This is a genomic window from Salirhabdus salicampi (assembly GCF_024259515.1).
Lineage (GTDB): Bacteria > Bacillota > Bacilli > Bacillales > Alkalibacillaceae > Salirhabdus_A > Salirhabdus_A salicampi.
This window is the reverse complement of sequence record NZ_JANBWE010000002.1, coordinates 673,138-698,435: the sequence shown is the minus strand read 5'-3', so window position 1 is coordinate 698,435 and position 25,298 is coordinate 673,138. Positions and strand designations below refer to the sequence as shown.

The 25,298-nt window shown below is 37.4% G+C and carries 24 protein-coding genes; 23 read left to right on the top strand and 1 reads right to left on the bottom strand.

The features are described 5' to 3' along the window. Positions 1-93 precede the first annotated feature (93 nt). The 7 genes from ystJ to NLW78_RS09645 all read left to right on the top strand — a co-directional run bounded on the left by ystJ (position 94) and on the right by NLW78_RS09645 (position 7,313). On the top strand, positions 94-1,332 hold the full coding sequence (ystJ, locus tag NLW78_RS09675) for an NADP-dependent malic enzyme (protein WP_254496842.1): 1,239 nt from the start codon (positions 94-96) through the stop codon (positions 1,330-1,332). A 46-nt stretch (positions 1,333-1,378) separates the two neighbouring features. Next, the gene (locus tag NLW78_RS09670; protein WP_254496841.1) at positions 1,379-1,999 is read left to right on the top strand and encodes a FadR/GntR family transcriptional regulator; all 621 of its coding nucleotides are present in this window, start codon (positions 1,379-1,381) and stop codon (positions 1,997-1,999) included. A 99-nt stretch (positions 2,000-2,098) separates the two neighbouring features. After that, the gene (gene accD / locus NLW78_RS09665; RefSeq protein ID WP_254496840.1) at positions 2,099-2,956 is read left to right on the top strand and encodes an acetyl-CoA carboxylase, carboxyltransferase subunit beta; all 858 of its coding nucleotides are present in this window, start codon (positions 2,099-2,101) and stop codon (positions 2,954-2,956) included. After that, complete coding sequence (gene accA, locus NLW78_RS09660) at positions 2,956-3,921, top strand: acetyl-CoA carboxylase carboxyl transferase subunit alpha (protein ID WP_254496839.1); 966 nt, start codon at positions 2,956-2,958, stop codon at positions 3,919-3,921. The genes accD and accA overlap by 1 nt, the downstream gene beginning before the upstream one ends. A gap of 184 nt (positions 3,922-4,105) precedes the next feature. After that, complete coding sequence (pfkA, locus tag NLW78_RS09655) at positions 4,106-5,065, top strand: 6-phosphofructokinase (protein ID WP_254496838.1); 960 nt, start codon at positions 4,106-4,108, stop codon at positions 5,063-5,065. Between the two features lie 18 nt (positions 5,066-5,083). Then, positions 5,084-6,844 carry a pyruvate kinase gene (gene pyk / locus NLW78_RS09650; protein ID WP_254496837.1) on the top strand — a complete coding sequence of 587 codons (1,761 nt, stop codon included), beginning with the start codon at positions 5,084-5,086 and terminating at the stop codon, positions 6,842-6,844. Positions 6,845-6,914: 70 nt separating this feature from the next. Next, complete coding sequence (locus tag NLW78_RS09645; protein ID WP_254496836.1) at positions 6,915-7,313, top strand: FxsA family protein; 399 nt, start codon at positions 6,915-6,917, stop codon at positions 7,311-7,313. Positions 7,314-7,341: 28 nt separating this feature from the next. Here the strand turns inward: NLW78_RS09645 and ytvI are convergent, their stop codons facing one another. Continuing rightward, the gene (ytvI, locus tag NLW78_RS09640; RefSeq protein ID WP_254496835.1) at positions 7,342-8,460 is read right to left on the bottom strand and encodes a sporulation integral membrane protein YtvI; all 1,119 of its coding nucleotides are present in this window, start codon (positions 8,458-8,460) and stop codon (positions 7,342-7,344) included. A 131-nt stretch (positions 8,461-8,591) separates the two neighbouring features. Between ytvI and NLW78_RS09635 the strand changes: the two genes are divergently transcribed. From NLW78_RS09635 to nrdR, 16 genes are all read left to right on the top strand, one after another. Then, on the top strand, positions 8,592-9,062 hold the full coding sequence (locus NLW78_RS09635; protein WP_254496834.1) for a DUF441 domain-containing protein: 471 nt from the start codon (positions 8,592-8,594) through the stop codon (positions 9,060-9,062). 289 nt (positions 9,063-9,351) lie between these two features. After that, a complete protein-coding gene (citZ, locus tag NLW78_RS09630; RefSeq protein WP_254496833.1) occupies positions 9,352-10,467 on the top strand; it encodes a citrate synthase in 1,116 nt (371 codons plus the stop codon). Between the two features lie 108 nt (positions 10,468-10,575). Then, positions 10,576-11,847 carry an NADP-dependent isocitrate dehydrogenase gene (gene icd / locus NLW78_RS09625; protein WP_254496832.1) on the top strand — a complete coding sequence of 424 codons (1,272 nt, stop codon included), beginning with the start codon at positions 10,576-10,578 and terminating at the stop codon, positions 11,845-11,847. Between the two features lie 15 nt (positions 11,848-11,862). Continuing rightward, positions 11,863-12,801 carry a malate dehydrogenase gene (gene mdh, locus NLW78_RS09620; protein ID WP_254496831.1) on the top strand — a complete coding sequence of 313 codons (939 nt, stop codon included), beginning with the start codon at positions 11,863-11,865 and terminating at the stop codon, positions 12,799-12,801. Between the two features lie 79 nt (positions 12,802-12,880). Beyond that, positions 12,881-13,357, top strand: a complete 477-nt coding sequence (locus tag NLW78_RS09615; RefSeq protein ID WP_254496830.1) for a MaoC/PaaZ C-terminal domain-containing protein — start codon at positions 12,881-12,883, stop codon at positions 13,355-13,357. A 148-nt stretch (positions 13,358-13,505) separates the two neighbouring features. Beyond that, entirely contained in the window at positions 13,506-14,210 is a 705-nt protein-coding gene (locus NLW78_RS09610; protein ID WP_254496829.1) for a response regulator transcription factor, read from the top strand. Then, entirely contained in the window at positions 14,210-15,967 is a 1,758-nt protein-coding gene (gene pnpS, locus NLW78_RS09605) for a two-component system histidine kinase PnpS (RefSeq protein WP_254496828.1), read from the top strand. The genes NLW78_RS09610 and pnpS overlap by 1 nt, the downstream gene beginning before the upstream one ends. A gap of 188 nt (positions 15,968-16,155) precedes the next feature. Then, a complete protein-coding gene (gene hflK, locus NLW78_RS09600; protein WP_254496827.1) occupies positions 16,156-17,085 on the top strand; it encodes an FtsH protease activity modulator HflK in 930 nt (309 codons plus the stop codon). A 2-nt stretch (positions 17,086-17,087) separates the two neighbouring features. After that, positions 17,088-18,014, top strand: coding sequence for a protease modulator HflC (hflC, locus tag NLW78_RS09595; protein ID WP_254496826.1), 927 nt, complete (start codon positions 17,088-17,090; stop codon positions 18,012-18,014). A gap of 94 nt (positions 18,015-18,108) precedes the next feature. After that, positions 18,109-20,742 (top strand): DNA polymerase I, encoded by a 2,634-nt coding sequence (gene polA, locus NLW78_RS09590; RefSeq protein ID WP_254496825.1) that lies wholly within the window; start codon positions 18,109-18,111, stop codon positions 20,740-20,742. A 12-nt stretch (positions 20,743-20,754) separates the two neighbouring features. Further along, a complete protein-coding gene (gene mutM, locus NLW78_RS09585; RefSeq protein WP_254496824.1) occupies positions 20,755-21,585 on the top strand; it encodes a DNA-formamidopyrimidine glycosylase in 831 nt (276 codons plus the stop codon). A 74-nt stretch (positions 21,586-21,659) separates the two neighbouring features. Continuing rightward, positions 21,660-22,292, top strand: a complete 633-nt coding sequence (gene ytaF, locus NLW78_RS09580) for a sporulation membrane protein YtaF (protein WP_254496823.1) — start codon at positions 21,660-21,662, stop codon at positions 22,290-22,292. 16 nt (positions 22,293-22,308) lie between these two features. Next, entirely contained in the window at positions 22,309-22,908 is a 600-nt protein-coding gene (coaE, locus tag NLW78_RS09575) for a dephospho-CoA kinase (protein ID WP_254496822.1), read from the top strand. A 112-nt stretch (positions 22,909-23,020) separates the two neighbouring features. Beyond that, positions 23,021-24,055: a glyceraldehyde-3-phosphate dehydrogenase gene (locus NLW78_RS09570; protein ID WP_254496821.1), complete on the top strand. Its 1,035-nt coding sequence runs from the start codon at positions 23,021-23,023 to the stop codon at positions 24,053-24,055. Between the two features lie 222 nt (positions 24,056-24,277). After that, positions 24,278-24,655 (top strand): adenosylmethionine decarboxylase, encoded by a 378-nt coding sequence (gene speD / locus NLW78_RS09565; RefSeq protein WP_254496820.1) that lies wholly within the window; start codon positions 24,278-24,280, stop codon positions 24,653-24,655. A gap of 174 nt (positions 24,656-24,829) precedes the next feature. Continuing rightward, positions 24,830-25,285 (top strand): transcriptional regulator NrdR, encoded by a 456-nt coding sequence (nrdR, locus tag NLW78_RS09560; RefSeq protein ID WP_254496819.1) that lies wholly within the window; start codon positions 24,830-24,832, stop codon positions 25,283-25,285. Positions 25,286-25,298 lie beyond the last annotated feature (13 nt).

The following is a 25,298-nucleotide window of genomic DNA, read 5'->3' as shown; positions in this document are numbered from 1 at the left end:
TACCTTTTGTTATAATGGAATAAGCTAGTGGTCAGACCAATATTTTAATGGGGATAATCTTGCCAGAGAGTAAAGATAAAGGAGCGATAATTCGTGTCTAATTTAAGGGAAGAAGCTTTGCATGTACATAGGGTTAATAAAGGTAAACTTGAAACACATTCTAAGGTTCCTGTAAAAAATGCTCGCGATTTAAGTTTAGCATACTCTCCAGGAGTGGCAGAACCTTGTAAGGAAATCTATGATCGTCGTGATGATGTCTATGAATATACGATGAAAGGAAACATGGTTGCGGTTGTAAGTGATGGATCTGCTGTTTTAGGATTAGGAAATATAGGTCCAGAAGCTGCATTACCGGTCATGGAAGGAAAAGCAGCCTTGTTTAAAAGCTTTGCCGGAGTAGATGCTTTCCCTATTTGTTTAAATACACGTAACATTGATGAAATCGTAAACACAGTAAAATTAATGGAGCCAACTTTTGGTGGTGTGAATTTAGAGGATATTGCTGCACCGAACTGCTTCATTATTGAAGAACGTTTAAAGAAAGAAACAAACATCCCAATATTTCACGATGATCAACATGGTACAGCTATCGTGACAGTAGCAGGACTTATTAACGCGTTGAAACTCGTGAACAAGTCATTTTCTGATATCCGTGTTGTAGCGAATGGAGCAGGAGCTGCCGGGATTGCTATTATAAAACTTTTATATAGCCTAGGCGTACGTGATATGATTATGTGTGATTCAAAAGGTGCGATTTATGAAGGTCGTACATTTGGTATGAATGATGTGAAGGACGAAATTGCAAAAATTACGAACAAAGCTAAACTAGAAGGTTCCCTAGAGGAAGTCATGGAAGAAGCTGACGTATTCGTAGGTGTTTCTGTAGGTGGCCTACTTTCAAAAGAGATGATTGAAAAAATGAACCGTGACCCGATTATTTTTGCTATGGCGAATCCAGACCCTGAAATTATGCCAGAGGACGCAAAGGAAGCAGGAGCGAAAGTAATTGGGACAGGCCGGTCAGACTTCCCTAACCAAGTGAATAACGTACTAGCGTTTCCAGGAATTTTCCGTGGTGCTTTAGACGTTCGTGCTACTCGTATTAATGAAAAGATGAAAATTGCTGCAGCAGAAGCGATTGCCTCCCTCGTACAAGAGGATGAATTAAATGAGGACTATGTCATACCTGCACCATTTGATGCTCGTGTAGCACCGGCAGTAGCTGCAAGTGTTGCAAAAGCAGCCATTGAATCAGGAGTGGCAAGACATCAAGTTTCTCCTGAGGAAGTTGCAGACAAAACGAGACGTTTAGCTCTTATCGATGAGGAGTAACTAGGAGAATTACCTTTCTTTCCTTGTAGAGAGGGGATGAACATCGGTGTTCGCAAATGAGAAAAGAAAAGTATATCAAGATGTACTCGAACAAATTCGTCAATATATAGATAAGTATTCCCTTTCTCCTGGTGATAAACTTCCTTCCGAAAGGGAGCTTTCAGAACAGCTGATGGCAGGACGTTCTTCTGTTCGAGAAGCCTTGCGAGCAATGGAGTTATTAGGTTTAATCGAAACGAGGCAAGGAGAAGGGACGTTTTTGCGGGAATATAAGCCTTATCAAACAGTTGAGTTACTTTCTACATTTATTTTACGTGAATCAAACGCTAAAGAAGAACTATTACAAGTAAAAGAAATGCTAGAGCTGAATGGTACAAAAGAAGCAATGGCCCATTTACAAAAAGAAGATGTCATCGAGTTACGACGAATTATTGAAATGAGTCAAGATGAACTAAGACATTTTCGTTTCTTTTTTAAAATTTTTCAAACGATTAATAATCATTTATTATTGAAAATATGGCAACTAATTGAAGACTTTTCCCGAACGTCTTCCAAAGTTATTTTTCAAAAGGAAGTATACTACCGTTTGCTTGACGGAATTGAGCGTCGACAAATGGAGCAAGTTAACGAAACAATGAAACAAGCATATAAACAAAGGTTAACTTAATAAAGTAAGCATTTATTTATTGTTTTACATTTTGATTTTATTGGTTTATGGTTTGTTTTACTATGCATCAGCTTTTTGTTACTAAAGGAGGAAAATGCCTTGCTTAAGGATATATTTAGCAAAAAGAAAAAATATGCTACCATCCCTCGTGAGGAAGCAAAACAAGATATTCCCGAAGGACTAATGCAAAAGTGCCCATCTTGTAAAAAGATTTTTTATCGCAAAGAGTTATATAACTCTTTAAAAGTGTGCCCAAACTGTGGGTATCATCACCCAATGACTGCTCAAGAGCGTATAGACAGTTTGTTTGATGCAGAATCCTTTACAGAATGGAACGAAAATATTGTTTCGGAAAACCCACTAGGATTTCCGGGATATTTGGATAAGATTAAGAAAGACCAAGAGAAGACTGGATTAAATGAAGCAGTCGTTACCGGGAAAGGGACGATTAACGGCTTCGCAACGGCGTTTGCTGTAATGGACTCAAGGTTTCGAATGGGAAGCATGGGCTCAGTAGTTGGCGAAAAAATTGCGTTAGCTGTTGAACAAGCGAGAAAAGAAAAGTTACCATTTATTATCTTCACCGCTTCAGGTGGTGCCCGTATGCAAGAAGGGGTTTTAAGCTTAATGCAAATGACGAAAACCTCTATGGCGATTGAAAGGCATCACAAAGACGGTGGATTAATGATTTCTGTTATGACTCATCCAACAACAGGCGGAGTTTCTGCCAGCTTTGCATCCCTCGGTGATTATAATTTGGCTGAGCCAGGTGCTTTAATTGGATTCGCTGGCCGAAGAATTATCGAACAGACAATCCGTGAAAAACTGCCTGAAGATTTTCAAACGGCCGAGTTTTTACTGAAACATGGACAATTAGATAAAGTAGTCGAGCGACAAGATATGAAATCAACATTAACAACTTTATTGGACCTTCATCAACCTGGAGGTGATGAATAATGAAAGAACAAGTGTTAGAGTTCGAAAAACCAGTGGTTGAACTGAAAAATAAAATTGCAGAATTACGAAAGTTTACGAGCGATAGTTCTATCGATTTAACAGAAGAAATTGAAAAATTAGAAGTACGCTTAGAAAAGTTAGAAGCAGAAGTGTATGGAAACATGCAGCCATGGGATCGTGTGCAAATGGCGAGACATTCTAAGCGTCCTACTACGTTAGACTATATACATGCCTTGTTTACAGATTTTATAGAAGTTCACGGCGACCGTTTATATGGTGACGATGAAGCAATCGTTTCGGGTATAGCGAAATATAAAGGACAACCTATTACTGTCATTGGTCATCAACGTGGGAAAGATACGAAAGAAAATTTACGCCGTAACTTTGGAATGCCTCATCCGGAAGGATATCGAAAAGCACTTCGACTCATGAAACAGGCGGAGAAATTTAATCGACCAGTTGTATGCTTTATTGATACAAAAGGTGCTTATCCAGGAAAAGCAGCAGAAGAACGAGGTCAAAGTGAGGCTATTGCTCGCAATTTAAAAGAGATGGCAGGTTTAACTGTACCAATTATTTGTATCGTTATTGGAGAAGGTGGAAGTGGTGGAGCATTAGCTTTAGGTGTTGGTGACCACATTCATATGCTAGAAAACTCTACCTACTCTGTAATTTCACCAGAGGGTGCAGCCGCCCTCCTTTGGAAGGACTCCAATCTAGCACAAAAGGCAGCAGAGACAATGAAGATTACATCTTATGATTTGAAAGAGCTTAATATTATCGATGAAATTATACCTGAAGTTAAAGGTGGAGCACATCGTGATATTGAACAACAAGCTAATAATATAGATGAGGTACTAAACAACTCAATCGAAACATTGTCAAAGTTCACTACGGAAGAATTATTAGAGCAACGCTGGGAAAAATATAACCACATGGGAGCGTTTTCAGTACTTCCTGAATAATGAAGTCGTGCAATCGTTAAGGTTGCACGGTCTTTTTTTACGCCTGTAATGGATGAAATAAAATGTTTGGTATATTCTAAAAATGAGGGAAATTGTTGAAATGATTTTTATATTGGTGGTATAGTACGTAAGGCGAGTGTTGTTTAGAAATAGATATAGCAAAAGTCTTATCGAGGTGATAACTATGAGAAAAATAGGTGTTTTGACAAGTGGTGGAGATTCACCAGGTATGAACGCAGCGGTCCGTGCGGTAGTTAGAAAAGGGATTTACCATGAAATGGATGTTTACGGTATTTACTACGGATACCAAGGGCTAATGGAAGGTAATATTGAAAAAATGGAACTTGGATCTGTAGGCGACATTATACATAGAGGTGGGACAGTTTTATACTCATCAAGAAGTGAAGAGTTTAAAACTGATGAAGGCCAAAACAAGGCAATTGAACAGATGAAAAAACTCGGCATCGAAGGACTCGTTGTTATAGGAGGAGACGGCTCATTTCGGGGAGCTAAAAAACTCACGGAAAAAGGATTTCCTTGTATTGGGGTTCCTGGCACTATAGACAATGATATCCCTGGTACCGACTTTACGATAGGATTTGATACGGCTCTAAACACAATTATTCAATCTGTAGATAAAATTCGTGATACGGCAACTTCTCATGAGCGAACATACGTTATTGAAGTGATGGGACGAGACGCCGGTGACCTAGCCCTTTGGGCAGGCTTATCAGGCGGTGCCGAAAGCATTTTAATTCCTGAAAAGAAGGAAGACTTTGACGACATTGTTGACCGAATTAAACGAGGCCATGACCGCGGAAAACGACATAGTATTATTATCGTTGCCGAAGGTGTAGCTACTGGTAGTGAAGTAGCACAAAAGATTGAAGAAAAATCGAATTTAGAAACACGTGTTACCGTTTTAGGTCATACACAACGTGGCGGTTCACCAACAGCTTCTGACCGTGTGTTAGCAAGCCGTCTAGGTGCAAAAGCTGTAGATTTGTTGTTAGAAGGAACTGGTGGACGTATGGTCGGGATTCAAAACAACAAATTAGTAGATCATGACATACTTGAAGCATTGGAACAGAAGAGTGAACCTGAAATGTCAATTTATCAATTATCGCAAGAATTATCGATATAATGGAAAGAGGGGAAAGTTATGAAACGTACTAAAATTGTTTGTACTATAGGACCAGCTTCAGAAGCAACAGAAACCTTAACTTCGCTAATTGATGCAGGAATGAATGTTGCACGATTAAATTTTTCACATGGTGACCACGATGAGCATCGAGCAAGAATTGAGAACATTCGTGAAGCATCACAACAAACCGGTAAAACAGTAGCCATTCTATTGGATACAAAAGGCCCAGAAATTCGCACAGGTGTGATGAAGGATGGCGAAGTACAATTAGAAGCAGGTAATGAAATTAAAGTATCCATGGACCCTATTGAAGGTGACAAAGAACGATTCTCTGTTACTTATCCCGGATTAATAGAAGATGTTCACGTTGGTTCTAAAATTTTATTAGACGATGGATTAGTTGAACTAGAAGTAACAGCAATTGATAAGGATAACAATGAATTAACAACGAAAATTTTAAATTCTGGTGTATTGAAAAACAAAAAGGGCGTTAACGTACCAAACGTAAGTGTGAACTTACCAGGTATTACGGATAAAGATGCGAGCGACATTGTTTTCGGAATCGAACAAGGTGTCGATTTCATCGCTGCCTCTTTTGTTCGTCGACCATCCGACGTACTAGAAATTCGCGAACTATTAGAGGAACATAATGCCCAACATATAAAAATTATTCCGAAAATCGAAAACCAAGAAGGTGTCGATAACATTGATGAGATCTTGGAAGTTAGTGACGGTTTAATGGTTGCACGTGGTGACTTAGGTGTTGAAATTCCAGCAGAAGAAGTACCGTTAGTGCAAAAAATGTTGATCCGGAAGTGTAACCGTGCCGGAAAGCCAGTTATTACAGCTACACAAATGCTTGACTCAATGCAACGTAATCCAAGACCTACAAGAGCAGAAGCAAGTGACGTAGCAAACGCTATATTCGACGGAACTGATGCGATTATGCTATCAGGAGAAACGGCTGCAGGTTCTTATCCAGTTGAATCAGTGAAAACAATGTATAACATTGCAATTCGTACAGAAAATGCACTCGATCATAAAATGATCTTTAATAAAATTGCAGAAGATGTAGACTTCTCCATTACGGAAGCAATTGGTCATTCTGTATCCTATACTGCAGAAAACCTGCAAGTAAATGCAATTTTAACCCCAACGGAAAGTGGACATACTGCCAGAATGATTTCTAAGTATCGTCCTAAGGCACCAATTGTAGCCGTAACAGCACATGATACAGTTTCGCGTCAACTATCCCTCGTATGGGGTGTTGAATCTGTTATTGGTGAGACGGTTACGACAACAGATGAAATGCTTGATGCAGCGATTAATAAAGGGTTGGAATCAAACCTGTTTGAACGCGGGGACAAAGTAATCATTACTGCAGGTGTTCCAGTTGGTGAGAGCGGAACAACAAACTTAATGAAAGTTCATGTTGTGGGCGATGTACTTGCAAAAGGGCAAGGGATCGGACAACGTTCAACCTACGGTCGTGCTGTAGTTACAACATCTGCCGAAGAAGCGATTAGCAAAGTAAGACAAGGTGATGTAATCGTGACTTCAACAACAGACAAAGATATGATGCCAGCTATAGAAAAAGCTGCAGGTATCATAACAGAAGAAGGTGGCCTTACATCCCATGCAGCAGTTGTAGGGTTAAGCCTAGGAATTCCTGTTGTAGTTGGTGTTAAGGATGCAACTTCAACTATCAAAGATGGTGAGGAAATTACAGTAGATGCAACTAAAGGTGATATATATAAAGGACATGCAAGTGTCATCTAGAGAAAAAGGAGGGGTTACCTCCTTTTTTTCGAATGTAAAGAGGTAAGGAAAAATGGGAGGAGAGGCAAAGATGTTTCGGTGGCTTTTTTTACTCATTGTCGTAATTTCAGCATTAGAGATATGGCTATTTATCTTACTAGGAAACATAACGAATGTATGGGTTGTTTTGAGTGGTATTATTTTAACAGGTATTATTGGGGCATTTCTTGCGAAACAACAAGGATTGGATACGTTAAGGCGGGCTCAAAATCAACTGGCTTATGGCAGGTCACCTAGTGAGCAGATTTTTGATGGCATATGCATTTTGATTGGCGCTGTTTTATTATTTACTCCAGGGTTTATTACGGATGGAATAGGTTTTCTTCTTTTAATACCATACAGCCGTAAACTAGCAAAAAATTGGATGAAACAAACATTGAGACAAATGATGAACCGAGGTACGGTAACGGTATTTCGGCGCTGGAAGTAAAAAAAGGTTTGCCTAATGGCAAACCTTTTTACCGTTTTGGTTCTCCTTTAATATATTCCCATATTTCGTGAAAAATCCCGGTTTTATACAGTGTATTTAAAATGACGAGCACGACAGGTCCGATAATTAACCCGACAAACCCGAACAACTTAAATCCAACAAATAAAGCGATAAGTGTAGCAAGTGGGTCAAGTCCGATATTTGTAGATAATATTTTTGGCTCCATCATTTGTCGCTGTACAATAACGATAATGTATAATACAGCTAGACCGATTGTTAAAAAATAGTTTCCGGTAAAAAATAAATAAAGTATCCACGGAACAAAGATAAGGCCGGTACCCAAATAAGGTAATAAATCCACCACAGCAGTGAGTAATGCAATCGTAATGGCGTATTCTACTCTTAATATGAGTAGACCAATTAACACAATGACACCGGTAATGGTAATCAGGGTGAGTTGAGCTTTTACAAAGCCGAACAATGCCCCTTGTAAACCTTTTACAACGCTCCCACTAGAAGTAACAACTTTTTCCGGAGTGAAATTTTTGAACAGACGTACTAGTTTATACCAGTCCTTGCTAATAAAGAATGTACCTAATAGTGAGAAAATGAGTACTGTTGCGAAGTTAGGTATACCTGCAATTTGCTGCGGTATCCAAGTTAAAATGCCAGTTAACATTTCTTTCCCTGTAGTAGCAATGTCTGATCCGATATTGCTAATTTGGTCCATAATTTGTTCTTTTTGACCCGGGTCTAATTTATCTAACATTGAACTAATCTTTTCATATAAAGGGATCACCTGCGAGGCAACGATTCCCTGTACATATTCAACAAGTTCTTCAAAGTAAGTTGGTACTTTTTTTGCTAAATAGGTAGTGCCACCAATAATCTCTACGACTAATATGGTCACAACAGTTACAATAATTGCTAATATCAATATTATCGTTAAGAACACCGCTAACGTTCTAGGCATTTTCGCTTTATGTTCTAACCAATTCACAATAGGATTCATGAAAAAGGCAATGATCAGAGCAATAATAAATGGATATGTATATTTAGATACTATGATAAATAAGAATCCGGCTCCTACAATAACACCGATAACAAGAAGCAGCCGTAAGAAGCGGTGAAGATTAATAGTTTTCACGAACGGACCTCCTCTATTTTCTAGTACTTAAATATTAGCATATTCACAGGGGAGAGTATAAGTTTTTCCTTCATCACGAGTTATGATACGATTTTTTATGAAAGGTGAACCGAATCGGGGGTAATAATCACATGTTTTCTCAGTCCACATTATTCTTATTAATTTTATTTATGCTAGGATATATAGCTAAAAACAATGCTATTATGATTGCCATCTATATTCTATTAGGAATTAAATTGTTTCAATTAGAAGGTAAATTTTTACCATATATCGAAGCGAAGGGAATTGGTATTGGAGTTATTGTCATTACGATTGCAGTATTGGCACCAATTGCATCTGGGGATATAGGATTTCAGCAATTATACGAAAGTATCACCTCCTATTATGCTTGGATTTCGTTAGCTGCAGGGATGTTTGTTGCATATGTCGCCAAGGATGGGCTCTTTTTATTAGAAAACTCACCACATTTAACCACTGCGCTTGTTCTCGGAACCATACTGGCTGTAGTCTTTTTTAAAGGAGTTCCAGTAGGCCCATTAATTGGTGCAGGTATCGCCTATATAGGAATGAAATTATCCGACTATGTCATTCAATGGTTTTAATAAGCTAATATCGACTTCATTAAAGAGTGCAATTAACTTTTGTGCTTTTTTGGTAAACGGTTGTCTTTTATAAACCTTGATTCAACAGAACCGCTACTACTCTTGTATTAGGAAGTTAAGAATTCATAACATTAAAAATTAATGAAATGATTTCACTTTTTGCACATCTTTGTTTATAATTAAAGATGTAAAAGGTTTTACATTTTTATTTTTATAATTTAAAGCGTTTTCTTCCGTTCGGTAGAAAATTTAAAAAGGGGTAAATTTATACAAGAAGGAGAGAGATACCATGGCAGGAACAAAAGGGCTTGAAGGGGTAGTTGCAACAGAGTCATCTATCAGTTCAATCATTAATGATCAGTTAACATATGTAGGATATGACATTGATGACTTAGCTGAGAATGCAAGTTTTGAAGAAGTCATTTTCCTTTTATGGAATAAGAGACTGCCAACAGGGGCTGAATTAGTAGAATTTAAAGAAACATTAGCGCATAATATGGATATTCCGAAGGAAATCATTGACCATTTCCGTTCATATGATGTGAAGTCTGTTCATCCTATGGCTGCATTACGAACTGCAGTTTCAATGTTAGGATTATTTGATGATGAAGCTGATGTTATGGAAGAAGAAGCAAACAAACGTAAAGCAATTCGTTTACAAGCGAAAGTACCAACAATTGTAACCGCTTTTGCTCGCATACGCCAAGGGAAAGAACCGGTATCACCTAAGGCTGATTTTGGTTTTGCCCAAAACTTCCTTTACATGTTAAATGGTAAAGAACCGAAAGATATTGAAGTAGAAGCGTTCAATAAAGCACTTGTTCTACATGCGGACCATGAATTAAATGCCTCTACATTTACATCAAGAGTATGTGTAGCTACGCTATCGGATGTATACTCAGGTATAACTGCAGCTATTGGTGCCTTGAAGGGTCCTCTTCATGGTGGAGCAAATGAACGAGTGATGAAAATGCTAAAAGAAATTGATGATCCGAATTATGCAATTGACTACGTAAAAGACAAGTTAGCAAATAAAGAAAAGATCATGGGCATGGGCCACCGTGTTTATCGACAAGGTGATCCCCGCGCCAAGCATTTAAGGGAAATGTCGAAACAATTAACCGACTTAAATGGTGAATCAAAGTGGTATGAGATGTCTGTTCAAATTGAGGATTATATGAAGTCGGAAAAGGGCTTACCTGCAAACGTAGATTTCTATTCTGCTTCGGTCTATCATAGTTTAGGTATAGATCACGATTTATTTACACCGATTTTTGCTGTAAGTCGTGTCTCAGGCTGGTTAGCACATATTCTAGAACAATATGAAAATAACCGTTTGATTCGTCCAAGAGCGGACTATAATGGCCCAACTGGACAAAAATATGTTTTAGTTGAACATCGATAATAGAAGCCGGGTTTGCCGGCTTCTCCGGTTTTTTTGTCTTATTCGCTTTTCATATCTTATGATGAAGATATAGAAATAGTTATTGAAAAATTATGAGGAGGGGTTTTTATGACACAAGCTGAAAAAATCACGGTGGAAAATGGAAAAATGAATGTACCTAACAAACCAGTTGTTCCGTACATTGAAGGGGATGGAATTGGTCCAGATATTTGGGCAGCTGCCTCTCGTGTTTTAGATGCTGCAGTTGAAAAAGCTTATAAAGGCGAAAAAGAAATTGAGTGGAAAGAAGTATATGCTGGAGAAAAAGCATATAACAAAACAGGTGAGTGGTTACCATCGGAAACACTTGATGTTATTCGTGAATATAAGATTGCAATCAAAGGACCTTTAACAACACCAATTGGTGGAGGGATTCGTTCATTAAATGTAGCTTTAAGACAAGAACTAGACTTATTTACATGTTTACGTCCAGTTCGTTATTTTGACGGTGTACCATCACCATTAAAACGTCCGGAAGATACGGATATGGTTATTTTCCGTGAAAATACAGAAGATATTTATGCTGGGATCGAATGGCAAAAAGGAACACCTGAAGTGAAGAAGGTTATTGAATTTTTACAAAACGAAATGGGTGTACATAAAATTCGTTTTCCAGAAACATCGGGAATCGGAATTAAACCTGTATCTGAAGAAGGGACAAAACGTTTAGTTCGTTCTGCAATAGACTATGCTTTAAATGAAGGGCGCAAAAGCGTTACCCTAGTTCATAAAGGGAACATTATGAAATACACAGAAGGTGCATTTAAAGCTTGGGGTTATGAAGTTGCTGAAGAAGAATATGGTGACAAAGTCTTTACATGGGCTGAGTATGACCGTATCGTTGAGGAAAAAGGAAAAGACGCCGCAAATCAGGCCCAAGATGAGGCAGAAAAAGCAGGTAAAATTATTGTGAAGGATGCAATTGCTGACATCTTCTTGCAACAAATTTTAACTCGTCCAAAAGAATTCGATGTTGTGGCTACAATGAACTTGAATGGTGATTATATTTCTGATGCATTGGCAGCACAAGTTGGTGGAATCGGTATTGCACCAGGTGCTAACATTAACTTTGAATCAGGCCATGCTATTTTCGAAGCAACACATGGAACAGCACCTAAATATGCAGGATTAGATAAGGTGAATCCATCTTCAGTTATTCTTTCCGGAGTCCTGATGCTAGAACATCTTGGATGGAGAGAAGCAGCAAACCTTGTCATTAAATCAATGGAAAAAACGATTGCAAGCAAAGTAGTAACATATGATTTCGCTCGACTAATGGATAACGCTACAGAGGTGAAGTGTTCCCAATTTGGTGATGAGTTAATTAAAAACATGGAATAATCAAGGAGGATATACATGACCATTAAAAGAAGAAAAGTGTCGGTAATTGGCGCTGGTTTTACTGGAGCTACAACCGCATTAATGGTTGCACAAAAAGAGTTAGCTGACGTTGTACTTGTTGATATTCCTGACATGGAAAACCCTACAAAAGGGAAAGCATTAGATATGCTCGAGGCAAGTCCAGTACAAGGTTTTGACGCTAATATTACAGGCACATCCAATTATGAGGATACGAAGGATTCTGATATTGTTGTAATTACTGCGGGTATTGCAAGAAAACCTGGAATGAGTCGCGATGATCTTGTAAATACTAACGCCAAAATTATGAAAAGTGTGACACAGGAAATCGTCAAATATTCCCCTAACAGTTACATCATTGTATTAACAAATCCAGTTGACGCAATGACTTATACAGTATTCAAAGAATCAGGGTTCCCGAAAAATCGAGTTATTGGACAGTCTGGTGTTTTAGATACAGCTCGTTTCCGTACTTTCGTTGCACAAGAATTAAATCTGTCCGTTAAAGATGTAACAGGTTTCGTTTTAGGTGGTCATGGAGATGATATGGTACCACTTATCCGCTACTCATATGCCGGAGGGATTCCATTAGAGAAGTTAATCCCACAAGACCGTTTGGATGCGATTGTCGAACGTACACGTAAAGGTGGCGGTGAGATAGTGAACCTTCTAGGTAACGGCAGTGCTTATTATGCACCAGCTGCCTCATTAACGGAGATGGTAGAAGCCATATTAAAAGACCAACGCCGTGTATTACCTGCAATTGCATATTTAGAAGGAGAATATGGTTACGACGATTTATATTTAGGCGTACCAACTATCCTTGGCGGTAACGGTTTAGAAAAGGTCATTGAGTTAGATTTAACAGATGAGGAGCGAAATGCTCTTAATAAGTCAGTCGAATCCGTTAAAAGTGTATTATCTATTTTAAAATAAGATATAAGGGTTCGGGGAATCCCCTGAATCCTTTTCTTACACCGCTAAAGAAAACGCTTTCATAAAAAGAGGTGTTTTTATGATAGGAAAAAAGCGAAAGATTGGGCGAAAAATCCAACAAATACAAGTTGGCGATGAGTATGAAGTAAAAAGAAAGATTGAAGATAAAGATTTGTTACTGTATTTAGCCTTGACTAATGATGCTAACCCGTTATACATTCAACACGATTACGCCTCACAAACTCCTTTTAAAAAACCTGTCGTCCCTTCTGTTATGTTATACGGACTTGTATCGTCCGCCATTTCGATGGAATTGCCGGGACCTGGTAGTCATATTGTGCGCCAACAATTTAATTATCCTAAACCAGTTTATCATTATGCCACCATTACTGTTCATATTAAGGTAACACATATTGACAAGGATAATCATTGTATTACTGTATCTGTGACAGGTATTGATGATGAGGATCATACAGTATTCAATGGGGAACTAGACGTTTGTCCTCCTCATGAACCAGAATCCATGTTGGGAAAATCTTTAGAAAATTTCTACTAAAAAAATACTCATAGGGGACCCTTTTCTCAGAAAAGGGTTTTTTCTTTTGCTTTTGTCATATGTTAAGGTCGTGTAAATTTTTCTAAAATCTTCTTTTTATAATCGTTTGTTCATTGTATGATGAAGAAAATATAAAGGGGGAATTACGTTGTTGAATCGCATTTTAATTGTGGATGATGAAGAATCGATTGTTACTTTATTAAAATATAATGTTGAACAAGCCGGCTATGAAACAGAAGTAGCATTTGACGGAGAAGAGGCCCTCTCAATAGCCGAGCAGCAATCATTTGATTTAATTATACTTGATTTAATGTTACCTAAATTAGACGGAATGGAAGTTTGTAAAAAGCTTCGTCAACAAAAAAATAGTACACCAATTTTAATGTTAACGGCTAAGGACGACGAATTTGATAAAATTCTTGGCTTGGAATTAGGAGCTGATGATTACTTAACAAAACCATTTAGTCCAAGGGAAGTAGTAGCTCGAATAAAAGCAATATTACGCCGTTCACAAACAAAAATGGCTTCTAATGAGGAGTCAGAGGAATTGAAGAGAATTGGTCATTTAACGATTTATCCTGAAAAATACGAAGCTTACTATGAGGATGAATTATTAGAGTTCACCCCAAAAGAGTTTGAGCTACTGTTGTATTTAGCACGTCATAAAGGAAAAGTATTATCTAGAGATCAATTGTTGAGTGCCGTTTGGAATTATGATTTTGTAGGTGACACAAGAATAGTAGATGTACATGTAAGTCATCTTCGAGAAAAAATTGAACCTAATACGAAGAAACCAGTATACATTAAGACGATCCGCGGATTAGGATATAAAATGGAGGATCCAAAGGAGTAATGAAACAACAAACGACCCGAACTTTTATACTTTATTCTTTTCTCATTGTTGCTATTAGTATTATGATCGGAATTATCTTTGTACAAATCACACAAAAATACGTGATTGACGCAGTTGACGAACGGATAAGGACTGAAGGTTCCTATCTCTTGTCGGAACTAGAGGAGGAAGAATTATCCCTTGAGTCATTATATGATCTAGGGGCAGTGAGCCAACAGTTTGAACTGGGGCTTATTTACGTAGATGAGCATAACAATGTCCCACTACATACAATTGACAATGTGTTACATGTTACGAGTAATGAAAAAGAAGACATCATACATTTTGTTAAAACGGAAATGACAACAAATACTGGAGATGCAAGGGGAACGTTAAAGAACGGAGTTTACTATTACCCTTTTACAACCGAACTTAATGATGGCCGGTTTATCTTTCTAATTCCTGTAAGTACAATCGGAAGTATTACAAAAAACATATGGATATTGGTTGGTGCAACATTACTAGTTGCAATCCTTGTTATCTTTTTAATCATTTACAATATCGTAAAAAACTACGTGAAACCGGTACGAAATGCTTCACATGTATTAATGAAATTAGCTAACGGTAATTACAATGCACGAATGTATGAAATGAATTACGGTGAGGTTGGAGAGTTATCCGTTACCATTAATTCATTAGCCCGAAATTTAATGGAAATGTCGATTCAAAATGAAGTACAAAATGATCGCCTCCAAGCTGTTGTTGATAATACAGATAGTGGTCTTATGCTGGTAGACGGCAAGGGGTATATCCATTTGGTGAATCGAACATTTTTAGAACATTTTAAAGGGAAAGCAGACTCCTATGTCGGTTTTTTGTACTATGAAGCTGTCACAAACGAACAAATCCATGAAATTGTTCGAGACGTCTTCATGACGGAAGACCGAATTGTAAAAACCGTTGTCATTCCGATGGGAATTGAACGAAAATATTTTAAAGTGTTTGCTTCTCCAATTCAAAATGATTCAAAGGTATGGAAAGGTGTGGTTCTAGCCTTTCATGACGTAACCGACATGAAACGGTTAGAGGAAATGCGTAAAGATTTTGTCGCCAATGTATCTCATGAACTGAAAACACCAATTACTTCTATAAAAGGGTTTGCTGAAACATTACTTGAAGGTGCTCATAAAGACCCGAATACGTTAGAACAATTTCTGTCAATTATTTACAAAGAAAGCAGAAGGCTTCAATTGCTCATTCACGATTTACTAGAGTTATCAAAATTAGAAAAAGATGAGTTTCATTTAATAAAAGAAGAAGTACGACCAGCAAGACTAGTAGAGGATATTTTGCAGTTAGTTGAACATATTTATCAAGAAAAGCAAGTATCACTAGAGACAAATCTTGATAAAGATGCAACTTTTATGGGAGATGCCCCAAGAATAAAACAGCTGTTATTAAATATCATTTCAAATGCTATACAATACACGCCTAAGTATGGAAAAGTGTATATTAATGTCCAACAACTGGATAACAATATAGAAATTAGTGTGAAGGATACGGGAATTGGTATACCGAGCGAAGACATTCCTAGAATATTTGAGCGTTTTTATCGGGTCGATAAAGCACGAAGTAGAAACTCAGGTGGAACTGGACTAGGCTTAGCAATTGTTAAGCATATCGTTGAAGCACATGACGGGGAAATTGAAGTAGAAAGTAAAGTGGATGAAGGCACGACTTTTATTATTCGTTTTGAGAAAAAATTTACAAAAGCTTAATATTGCGTTAACGAAATAAATGGTTATGTTTGGTAACATGTTACATGTAAAACCTTTCATCCAAGGTTTGGATTCTATTGTACGGGAGTGATCTATTCGCTTCCGTATTTTTTTTATTTTGTAATGTACTAGATTGTGTTATCGTTAAGGTACTGTAATAGAAAGAAAAGAGGGGGAAATACGAGAGCATGAACTTAAAACAAATTTATATATGGTCGGGTTTAACAGTTATCCTACTTTTATTAGGGGTAACGGCAGCTACAAGCTGGTATACCGTGGATGAATCTGAACAAGCAGTCGTTATTACATTTGGGGACCCAAAAGATACTATTACCCAATCTGGATTGCATTTTAAATTACCATGGCCTATTCAAGAGGTAGAAATTTTACCAGAAGAAACATTTAGTTTAGATTTTGGCTATAATCCTGATGGGGAAGATGATGCTGTCATTAAAATGATTACAGGTGACGAAAACATTGTTATGGCTGATTTAGTCGTCCAATGGAGAATTACAGAGCCCGAAAAATACTTATATAATTCTACGGATCCAGAGCATGTTTTGATGAACGCTACATCAGCCTCCCTTCGTGGAATCATTGGTTCATCGAAAATTGATGACGCTTTAACATCAGGGAAAGCAGTCATTGAAAATGACGTACGAAACTCGTTAACAAATTTAATTCAAACGTATGACATCGGGATTTCAGTCGTCGATGTGAAATTGCAAGAAGTAGATTTACCTAATGAAGAAGTCCGAAAAGCATTTACAAATGTGACAGATGCCCGTGAAATGATGAACACGAAAATTAACGAAGCGAGAAAGTATGAAAACCAAAAATTAGAAGAGGCATTAGGAGAGAAAGATGCTATTATCTCCCGGGCCGAAGGTGATAAGGTAGCGCGTATTCAAAAGGCGAAAGGTGATGTGGCGAATTTTAATGCAATATATGAAGAGTATGAAAAATCACCATCCCTTACAAGAGAACGCCTTTACATTGAAACGTTAGAACGTGTATTACCTAATGCGCAAATTTATATGATGAGTGAAGATGGAGATACTGTGAAATATTTTCCTCTTAACCAGAACCAACCGAGACAACAAGGGGGTGGCCAGTAACAATGAGTGATAATATTTTTGAAATGAAGACGAAAAATCCAGTAGAATTTAAAAAGTATGTAAAGTTAGGAATAACCATTTTAGCTCTAATATTGCTGTTAGTCATTCTGTTAGGCAGCCTCTTTATTGTCAAACAAGGCGAATATAAGGTCGTTAGACAATTTGGTGAAGTTGTACGTATTGAAAAGGACCCAGGTTTATATATGAAAGCTCCATTTATTCAAAGCGTAACGGTGATGCCAAATAAAAAAATGGTCTATGATATGGATCAGCAGGAAATTAACACATTAGATAAAAAGCGTATTATTATAGATAATTATGCAGTTTGGTATATTACAGATCCGACCCAATTAATAAATAATGCGAAAACGGTCGCTAATGCTGAAGCTCGTATGGGAGAATTTATCTTCTCTATTATTCGTGCAGAATTAGGAAGCATGGAATATGAACAAATTATCAATGATGAGGCAACTTCCCGAACTAGCTTAAACGAAAGAGTGACCGATACGGTAAATGAGTTGCTTGAATTAAATAATTATGGTGCTCAAGTGAGTGACGTTCGAATTAAACGGACGGATTTACCAGATGACAACGAGAAATCCGTATACCAAAGAATGATTTCCGAGCGGGACTCAAAAGCGCAGGAATACTTGTCAAAAGGGGATGCTGAGAAAAACAGAATCATTGCCCAAACTGATCGACAAGTGACTGAAATGATTTCAACGGCAGAAGCGGAGGCAGCCGAAATACGATCAGAGGGTGAGCAGGAAGCTGCCCAGATTTATAATGAATCGTTTGAAAAAGATGCGGATTTTTATCGTTTATATCGAACATTGCAATCATATGAGAAAACAATTGATGGAAAAACAACTATTGTCATTCCACACGACTCTCCATATGCAAAAATATTGTTAGGTTATTTCGAATAACAACGACAGACGTTTTTCCTTCTATGGCGAAAATGCTAAAATAGAAGGAGAACGTCTGTATTTTTATTACCTGGGAAATAAAGGGGTGCATTTTATGTCGAACGGCAAAATGGTATTAATAGATGGAAACAGTATTTTATATCGGGCATTTTTTGCTTTACCGTTACTAAATAATGATAAAGGGGTCTATACAAACGCGGTTTATGGATTTACAACAATGTTGTTAAAAATTTTAGAGGAAGAAAAACCATCACACTTGTTAGTTGCGTTTGATGCAGGGAAGACAACCTTTCGTCACGACACATATAAGGAATATAAAGGTGGCAGACAAAAAACGCCACCAGAACTATCGGAACAATTCCCGCTTGTAAAAGAATTATTATCTGCGTTTCAAGTTCCGCATTACGAATTAGAACAGTATGAAGCAGATGATATTATTGGAACGATGAGTCGATTTGGAAAAAAGGAACAGATGGATGTAAAAGTAATATCTGGTGATAAAGATTTACTTCAACTCGTTGATGATAAGGTTGACGTAACATTAACGAAAAAAGGTATTACTACGGTAGAAACATATAATCCCCAGCATTTAGAGGAAAAGTATGGTATTAAACCAGAACAAGTTATTGACATGAAAGCGTTAATGGGGGATAACTCTGACAATATACCAGGTGTACCTGGTGTTGGTGAAAAAACGGCTGTTAAGTTGCTAACACAATTTGGTACGCTAGAAAATCTTTATACCAATTTAGATGAAGTAAGTGGAAAGAAATTAAAGGAAAAATTAGAAAATCATAAAGATGAAGCATTTATGAGTAAACAGCTCGTTACGATTGAACGACAATCACCAATTACTGTAAAGGTAGAAGATATTACATATAACGGATATGACCAACGGAAAGTCCTTGAGTTGTTTAAAGATTTAGGTTTTCAATCTTTAATGTCCCGAATTACAGGTAGTGAGGAAACTGTCACAGAAGAAATAGAAGATATTGAAGTAACGGTAGTCAAAGATGTGACGGAAGATATGTTTACTGGAAAAGATGGTTTCGTGTTAGAAATGTTAGCCGAAAATTACCATTATGGGGAAGTATTAGGGTTTGGAATTGCTAATGAAAAAGGAAATTACTTTATAAAAGCAAAGGATGCCGTAAATTCAAATCAATTTAAAACATGGGCGGAAGATGAGACAAAAGAAAAGTATGTATTTGATGCAAAAAAAACTACCGTTGCGTTGCAAAGGTACGGAATTAAATTGAGAGGTATTACATTTGACCTTTTATTAGCTTCGTACTTAATCAATCCTTCTGAAAATAATCATGATATTCCATCTATAAGTCACAGAATGAATGAACAGGATATAGCCTTTGATGAGGAAGTATACGGGAAAGGTGTAAAGCAAAAAGTACCAGAACTTGATGTCTTATCTCAACACGTACTTCGTAAAGCAGATAAATTAAAACGGTTAAGAGAGCCGATGATGGAACAGCTACAACAAAATGAACAATTATCGTTATATGAAGAATTGGAATTACCCCTTGCTGTTATATTAGGGGAGATGGAACATTACGGTGTTCAATTAGATGTGGATCGTTTATCAAAAATGGGTGAAGAATTAAAGGAACGGTTAGCTAAAATTGAAACAGACATTTTTGCGCTAGCTGGACAGTCGTTTAATATTAACTCCCCAAAACAACTAGGTGAAATTTTATTTGAAAAATTACATTTGCCGGTTATTAAGAAGACAAAGACAGGATATTCTACATCTGCTGATGTGTTAGAGCAATTAAAAGATAAACATGAGATCGTAGCTAATATCTTACTATATCGACAATTAGGCAAACTCCAGTCAACGTATATTGAAGGGTTATTAAAGGTTGTCGACCAAAAGGATAATCGTATTCACACAATGTTTAATCAAGCATTAACACAAACAGGACGCCTTAGTTCAACTGACCCTAACCTACAAAACATTCCAATTCGGTTAGAGGAAGGAAGAAAGATTCGCCAAGCCTTCATACCGACCCATAAAGATTGGGTCATCTTTGCCGGAGATTATTCACAAATTGAGCTCCGAGTGTTAGCACATATTGCTGGTGACGAAAAATTAATATCTGCTTTCCGTAACAACATGGACATACATACAAAAACTGCTATGGATGTGTTTAATGTTGAGGAGTCAGATGTAACGTCTGATATGCGTCGTCAAGCGAAGGCTGTTAACTTCGGGATTGTTTATGGCATTAGTGATTACGGGTTAAGTCAAAGCTTAGGTATATCACGTAAAGAAGCCCAAATGTTTATCGATAAATATTTCGAAAGCTTTCCAGGTGTTAAACAATATATGGATAACGTCGTTCAACAGGCGAAACAAACAGGTTATGTTACGACAATCATGAATCGAAGAAGATACTTACCTGAGATTACGAGTCGGAACTTTAATCGAAGAAGCTTCGCTGAACGAACGGCGATGAATACACCTATCCAAGGCAGTGCCGCTGATATTATTAAAAAAGCGATGATTGATTTAGCGAGACGATTAAAAGAAGAGCATTTTGAGGCGAAAATGTTATTACAAGTACATGATGAACTAATCATTGAAGCACCGAAACATGAGATTGAACAATTACAAAAAGTAGTGTCCGAAGTCATGGAACATGCTGTTGATTTACAAGTACCATTACAAGTAGATTATTCATACGGTGATACTTGGTATGATGCGAAGTAAGGAGCGACAACAATGCCGGAATTACCAGAAGTAGAAACGGTTAGACGTACATTGCAGCAACTTGTGGTTGGTAAAACCATAAAGGAAACAGATTTCTATTGGCCGAAAATGGTCAAGCATCCTGATGATCAGGAGACGTTTGCCTTAAGGTTAAAAGGACAAACAATCCGGGACATCGGAAGAAGAGGAAAGTTTTTATTGTTTTATTTGGATGACGATGTATTAATTTCACACTTAAGAATGGAAGGGAAATACGGATTATATGACCATGGGGGTGTTGTTGATCAACATACCCATGTCGTGTTTCGATTCCAGGACGGATCAGAGCTGAGATATAAAGATGTGCGAAAGTTCGGGACGTTTCACCTTTATCCAAAAGGGGAGGAACTGCTTCATCCACCCTTACATAAGCTAGGTCCGGAACCTTTCGATGAAAGTTTTACATCGGACTATTTATATGGAAAATGTCAAAACACAACAAGGGTAATCAAAAATGTCCTATTAGATCAGTCGGTTGTTACAGGATTAGGAAACATTTATGTTGACGAAGCATTATTTCGTAGTGGAATCCATCCTTTAGTAGCAGGAAATCAACTGCGTTACGAACAGTGTGAAACGTTACGGACGGCTATTATTAACACATTATCCGATGCAATTAAAGCAGGAGGAACAACGATACGTTCCTATGTGAATAGCCATGGAGATATTGGATTATTCCAATTACAGTTATATGTATACGGTAGAAAAGATGAATATTGTAAAGTTTGTCATTCCGTTATTCATAAGATGAAAGTAGGCGGGCGTGGAACACATTATTGTGAACAATGTCAACCTATAAAATAATCATCTAGGTATAAGCACAGGAAAAAAGCCCCCTCCATATAATAATCTAGATGTGTTTAGGAGGGGGCTACTAAATGGTCGAGTATTTGATGTTGTTATTACTAAGTTTCGCCATTAGCTTAGACAGTTTTACAGCAGGCTTTACATTTGGTCTCCGCAAAGTTCGAATTCCCTTAAAATCGATAATATATATAGGTGTTGTAACAGCACTTGTATTTTTAACTGCAATGGTTATGGGGGAAAAGTTAGCAACATTCTTTACCCCGCATATTGCCGATATAATTGGCGGCGTATTGTTTGTCATAATAGGAGCGTGGGTCATATACCAAGTAGTTCGAGGCGAACAAGACAGAAGAAAAAGGGAACCTGTTATCGTGAAGTGGGAAATTAAATCACTAGGAATTATCATTCAAATTTTACGTGACCCGAATTCTGCTGACGTGGATCGTTCTGGTGATATAAAAGGGGCAGAAGCGTTTTTATTAGGTGCAGCCCTTTCCCTGGATGCGTTTGGGGCAGGAGTAGGAGCGGCCATCTTCGGTTTTCATCCGATGTTAACAGCTTTTACGACAGCTACAATGGCAAGTATATTTCTTTGGTTTGGAACGCTATTTGGTAAGTTTTTTTCAAAATGGAGCTGGGTCGATAAAGTTGCTTTTTTCCCAGGCATAATTTTGATTTTTATCGGATTTATGAAATTAACCTAGAAAGGATGACGTAGCATTGACGGTAATAATTGGATTAACCGGAAGTATAGCGAGTGGCAAGAGTACAGTTTCGAATATGTTTAAACAAGTAAATATTCCAGTAATTGATGCAGACATTATTTCTAGGGAAGTAGTGGAGCCTGGGGAAAAGGCATATGAACAAATTGTGCAAGCCTTTGGTCAACAAATTTTACTTGAAGATGGTACAATTGACCGGCCGAAATTAGGAAAAGTGGTTTTTTCATCTGAAGAAAAACGAAAAACATTAAACGCTATTGTTCATCCTGAAGTAAGAAAAAAGATGCTTCAGTTAAGGGATCATTATATAAAGGAGAACGAAAAGGCCGTTGTGTTAGACATCCCGTTGTTGTTTGAAAGTAAGTTAACTCATTACGTGGAAAAAGTCCTCGTTGTCTACGTAGATGAAGAGACTCAGCTAAAGCGCCTCATGGAAAGGGATCAAATTAATAAGGAACATGCATTAGAAAAAATAAAGTCCCAAATACCTGTAAAAGAAAAGAAAGACATGGCAGATGCGGTCATTGATAATAATGGAACAGTCGAACAAAGTTATGAACAATTCATCAATATTTTAAAAAGGTGGAACATATTATAGCATACTACAAATACGTAGTATGCGTTTTTTATTCACCAATTCTTTTTTAATGTGTTATACTATTATTAGAAGATATAACATTAGTGTGACATATTGGATGGGAGGAAGAAAAATGGAGAAAACACGTATCGCCATTAACGGCTTTGGACGAATTGGGAGAATGGTATTTCGCAAAGCAATCACGGATGAAGCACTAGACGTTATTGCCGTTAACGCAAGTTATCCCCCTGAAACGTTGGTTCATTTAATTAAATATGACAGTGTTCATGGACATTTCCATGGGGACGTTGAGCCATGTGAAAGCGGAATTAAGGTGAATGGGAAATTGGTGCGATTAGTATCCAATCGAGATCCGAAACAATTACCTTGGAATGAGTTGAACATAGATGTTGTGATTGAAGCTACCGGAAAATTTCGTTCTAAAGAAGAAGCTTCAGCCCATTTAAAAGCTGGTGCTACTAAAGTTATTATTACTGCACCAGGTAAGCAGGTAGATGCAACGGTTGTGATGGGTGTAAATGAGGATTCGTATATCCCTAATGAGCATGATGTCATTTCGAATGCGTCCTGTACGACAAATTGTTTAGCTCCAGTCGTCAAAGTGATTGATAAACATTTCGGTATTGAGAATGGATTGATGACGACTGTTCATGCGTTTACGAACGACCAAAAAAACTTAGATAATCCACATAAAGATTTACGCCGTGCAAGAGGATGTACACAATCAATCATTCCAACGTCAACAGGTGCAGCGAAGGCACTAGGAGAAGTATTGCCCCATATGAAAGGGAAATTACATGGAATGGCATTACGTGTACCGACACCAAATGTTTCTCTTGTTGATTTAGTTGTAGATGTAGACCGGGACATAACAGCAGAAGAAGTGAATGAAATGTTTAGCTATGAAGCAAAAAATAATTTAAAGGGCATTCTGAAATTTAGTGATGAACCACTTGTGTCAATTGATTATACTACTACAGAGTATTCCTCAATAATTGACGGTTTATCCACAATGGTAATGGATAAGCGAAAATTAAAAGTACTTGCATGGTACGATAATGAATGGGGATATTCCTGTCGAGTTATTGATCTAACAAAGTTTGTTGGCAGTAAGGTAAGAAAAAAGGAAGCTCAGCTTTCCACATAATCTAGATGATTTTGCACATGATAAGCATACATGTTTCCCAAAAAGAACTTTTATTGTTGCAAAAAGAAAAGCAAGGATATATACTTTCTTTTGGAACTTCTGATACTGTAGAAAAAGATGGCTGCTTAAAGGGTTAGGACCTCTCTGGACTAACTTTCCCCCGTAGTAGTGCATTATCGGTCAGTAAGAAGTATATATTTTGTTGTGAAGGGGGACATTGCAATGGATACAATGGGAAGGCATGTGATTGCTGAATTATGGGATTGCAATGCTGATAAACTAAACGACATGAACCTCATTGAAAAAATATTTGTGGATGCAGCGTTACGAGCTGGAGCTGAAGTAAGGGAAGTTGCATTTCATAAGTTTGCGCCTGTCGGAGTGAGTGGTGTCGTAATCATTTCAGAATCACATTTAACGATTCACAGTTTTCCTGAACATGGTTATGCAAGCATAGATGTGTACACTTGCGGAGATCGTATTGATCCAAATGTGGCCGCACAATATATAGCGGAGTCGTTGGAAGCTGGTACGGTTGAAAAAGTGGAAGTACCAAGAGGAAAAGGGCCTGTGGAAGTCAAGCAATTTAATGCAATGTAATGAAGAAGGGATATACATCCAATTTGTATATCCCTTTTTTATTTGAATGTATGGAACGATGATGAAGTTATTTGATATAATATATCTATATGAAAAAGTTCGTTTTTTGTCAGATTTCGTCTTTATTATGGAATGATTCGTTATATAAAATTGTTTTTTTAGGTGGGATAGTTAATGAGGTGCCCTCATTGCCATTATAAAAGTACTAAAGTGCTAGATTCACGACCAATCGAAGAGGGGAAAGCGATTCGACGACGTAGAGAATGTGAATCTTGTCAATTTCGCTTTACGACATTTGAACGGATAGAAGAAGTTCCGTTAATTATTGTAAAAAAAGAAGGAACACGGGAAGAATTTAGTAGAGAAAAACTCATTCGTGGGCTCATTCGAGCATGTGAAAAACGCCCTGTTGCTTTAGAGCAAATTGAAAATATAGCCATTGATATAGAGAAAGAGTTAAGAAATCAAGGGAATTCGGAAATTCTTAGTAAGGAGATTGGGGAAATGGTGATGGATCGACTTGCCCATATAGATGAGGTTGCATATGTCCGATTTGCCTCGGTTTACCGCCAATTCAAGGATATTTCCGTCTTTTTAAAAGAACTGGAAGACTTAATAAAAAAAGATTAAAAAAGGAGTCTGA